At 71.6% G+C, this 3,802-nt stretch carries 2 protein-coding genes; both read left to right on the top strand.

Features of this window, described 5'->3' with window-relative positions:
• Positions 1–3,472: amino acid adenylation domain-containing protein (locus RM812_RS40905; RefSeq protein ID WP_311585907.1), on the top strand; the 3,472-nt coding region annotated here is incomplete at its 5' end.
• Between the two features lie 4 nt (positions 3,473–3,476).
• The coding region (locus tag RM812_RS40900; protein ID WP_311585905.1) for a condensation domain-containing protein at positions 3,477–3,802 on the top strand (326 nt) is incomplete at its 3' end.

Raw genomic sequence — 3,802 nt, 5'->3', positions numbered from 1 at the left:
CCTGCGGGGCGAGGGCTGGGCACCGGACACCACGCACCGGGACCTGATCGCCGCGCCGGACGGCGACATGCCGGTGCTGTCGGCGCTGGAGATCAACGCGGTGACCACGGCCACCGCCGCGGGGGAGGACGAGCTGACCGCCTACTTCGGCTTCCCGACAGGTGTGCTGTCCCGCGAGGAGACGGGCGAGCTGGCCGGGTTGTGGGTGGAAGCGCTGACCGGCCTGGCCCGGCACGCGGCCGGCCCCGGCGCCGGCGGGCTGACCCCGAGCGACGCGCCGCTGGTCGAGGTGCACCAGGAGGAGATCGATGTCTGGGAGTCCCGCTTCGGCAGGGTGGCCAAGGTGTGGCCGGCCACTCCGGCGCAGTCCGGCATCCTTTTCCACACGATGCTGGCCGGGGCATCCCACGACCCCTACCACGTCCAGCTGGTCTTCCGGCTGTCCGGAGCGGTCGATCCGGAGCGGATGCGCCGGGCCGGGCAGGCGCTAGTGGGGCGTTATGCCAGCCTCCGCGCGGCGTTCGTCGGCCGGGCGGACGGAGACATCGTGCAGGTGGTGCCGGAGAAGGTGGTCCTGCCATGGCGGTACCTCGATCTGAGTGCGGCTGACGAGGCGGAGCAGACCGAGGCGTTCGAGCGGTTCCTCGAGGAGGACCGGGCCGCCCACTTCGACACAGGTACCCCGCCGCTCTTCCGGATGGCCCTGGCCGTCCTCGGGCCCGACCGGCCCGAACTCGTGCTGACCGCCCACCACACGCTGTTCGACGGCTGGTCCACGCCCTTGCTGATGCGGGACCTGCTGCTGCTCTACGCCTCCGACGGCGACCCGGCTGGTCTGCCCGCGACCCGCGACTGCGACGACTTCCTCCTCTGGCTCGCGCGGCAGGACAAGGACGAGGCGGCACGGGCGTGGGCGGCCGAGCTCCACGGGGTCGAGGGACCGACCCAGCTCCTTCCCGGCGCCGCGGACGCGCACGGCGAAGGCCGGGACCAGGTCGACATCGCGCTCCCGACCGACGAGGCGCGCGAACTCACCCGGCGCGCCCTGGACCTGGGCATCACCGTCAACACCCTGGTCCAGGGTGCCTGGGCCCTGCTGCTCGGCCGGCTCACCGGCCGTCAGGACGTGACGTTCGGAGCCACCGTCTCCGGGCGCCCGCCCGCGGTGGCGGACGTCGAGTCGATGGTCGGGATGTTCATCAACACCGTCCCCGTACGGGTCACATACGCGCCGGGCGACACGGTCGCGGAGGTCCTCACCCGGCTGCAGAGCCGGCAGGCCGCCCTCACGGAGCACCAGTACTACGGGCTCGCCGACATCCAGCAGGCCGTCGGCGTGCAGTCCCTCTTCGACACGCTGGTCGTCTTCGAGTCGTACCCTGTCGACCGCGAGGGCCTCATCGCCGCCGGCGATGCCGCGGACGGGATCACCTTCACCGGCTTCCGCCCCTTCGCGGGCAACAACTATCCCCTGTGCCTGGCGGCGGCGGTCGACCCGGACCTCCAGCTCGTCCTCCAGTACACGCCCGGCGTTGTCGACCGCGGCACAGCGGAAAGGCACGCGGCCCGCCTCGTGCGCATCCTGCGGCAGATGGCGGCCTCCCTCGAGGTGAAGGTGGCGCAGCTCGACATCCTGGAGCCTGCCGAACGCGGCCGGATACTGGCGGAGTTCAGCGATCCGGCGGTCCCCGACTCGGACGTCACGATCACCGCGCGTGTGGAGGCCCAGGTGGCGCGGACCCCGGACGCGGTCGCGGTGGTCGCCGCCGGTGAATCGCTCACCTACGCCGAGGTGGACGCCCGCGCCGAGCGGCTCGCGGACGAACTGGTCCGGCGGGGGGTGGGCCCGGAGACGGTGGTGGGCGTACTCCTACCGCGTACGGCGAACACGGTCGTGGCCCTTCTGGGTGTGCTGAAGGCGGGCGGTGCGTATCTGCCCGTCGACCCCGCCCACGCGGCCAGCCGCCTGCCGCGCATCCTTCCCGGCGCTCGGCCCCACCTGGTCCTGGCCAACGCCGGCACCCGCGAGCTCGTGCCCGCCACGGACATTCCCGTCCTGGTTCTCGAGGACGTCGGCCTCGAGGGCGCGGCCCAGGACACCACCACGGCCGCGGCGGCACGGCCGACGGTCCGCCCCGGGAACCTCGCCTCCATCGTCTACACGTCCGGTTCCACCGGCGTGCCCAAGGGCGTGGGTATCACCCACGCCACCGTCGTCAACGCGGTGGACGCCCTGGTCGCCCACGCGGGCATGACGTCCGGTCAGCGGATGCTGCTCGCTGCCTCGTTCGGCTTCGACGTCGCCACCTTCGAAACCTTCTCCGCGCTCACCACGGGGGGCAGCGTCGAGATCGTGCGCGACGTGTTGGAGCTGGCCGAACGCGACACCTGGGACGTCGACGTCATCTGCTCGGTGCCGTCGGCCTTCGCCGAACTCGTCGACCAGCTCGCCGACCGCATCAGGCCCACGGCACTGAACATCTCCGGGGAAGTGCTGACCCCGGCCCTGGCCCGGCGGGTGCGCGAACTCTGGCCGGAGGCCCGCGTCATCAACAGCTACGGCCCCAGCGAGACCTTCTACGCGACCAGCCACCTTCTGGACCCCGGCGAGCCGTACGCCACGGGTGTGCCCGTCGGCCGTCCCTTCCCCGGCATACGCGCCTACGTCCTCGGTTCCGGTCTCGACCTGCTGCCGCCGGGCACACCGGGCGAGCTCTATCTGGCCGGGGCCGGACGCGGCTACCACCGACAGTCCGGCCTGACCGCGGAGCGCTTCGTCCCCGACCCCTACGGGCCACCGGGCTCCCGCATGTACCGCACCGGCGACCTCGCCAGCTTCTCCGGCGACGGAGAACTGAGTCATCTCGGCCGTATCGACACACAGGTCAAGATACGGGGCTTCCGCATCGAACCCGGTGAGGTCGAGGCCGCCCTCACGGCACACCCCCGCGTCGCCCAGGCAGCGGTCGTGGTCCGGCAGAGTGGTGACACCCGTTACCTGGCCGCCTATCTCGTCCCGGTCCGGGGCGAGCGGGCCCCGGACCCGGCGGAACTGCGCGACCACGTGGCGGAGCGGCTGCCCGACTACATGCTCCCCGCCGCCTACGTGCCGCTCGACCGGCTGCCCCTGTCTCCCAACGGCAAGCTCGACCACAAGGCCCTGCCCGCCCCCGACCTCACTCCCGCAACGCCCTTCCGGGCACCCGGTACGGCCCGGGAGAAGGCCCTGGCCAAGCTGTTCGCCGAGGTGCTCGGCGTGGACCGGGTCGGCGTCGACGACGGCTTCTTCGCCCTCGGTGGACACTCCCTGCTCGCCACCCGGCTGATCACCCGGGCCCGCGCCGAGCTGGGCATCGAAATTCCCATCCGCAAGATCTTCGACCTGCCGACCGTGGCCGCGCTCGCCGCGTGGTCGCAGGAGTCGTACGTCCCGCTTCGCCCCAGTATGCGCAAAATGATCACAGAGGAGTGACCCAGTGATTCCGCTTTCGTACGCACAACGCCGCATGTGGGTGACGAACCAACTGGAGCGAGGGGCGGAGACCTACAACATCTCCCCGACGTTCCGGCTGACCGGACCACTGGATCAGGACGCCCTGGCCGCGGCGATCCGCGACGTGGTCGGCCGGCACGAGATCCTGCGCACCACCTACGTGAGAGATGACGACGACGAGCCCTGCCAGCGCATCCTGCCGATGGAGGACTCGCTGGTGCCGGTGCCGGTGGTCGACGTGGCACCCGAAGACCTGAACGGCGCGGTCGACGAGGTCATCGCGCACCGTTTCGACCTGGCGACCGACAT

It is taken from the genome of Streptomyces lancefieldiae (assembly GCF_031845825.1).
Lineage (GTDB): Bacteria > Actinomycetota > Actinomycetes > Streptomycetales > Streptomycetaceae > Streptomyces > Streptomyces lancefieldiae.
This window is presented reverse-complemented; position numbering and strand designations above follow the sequence as displayed.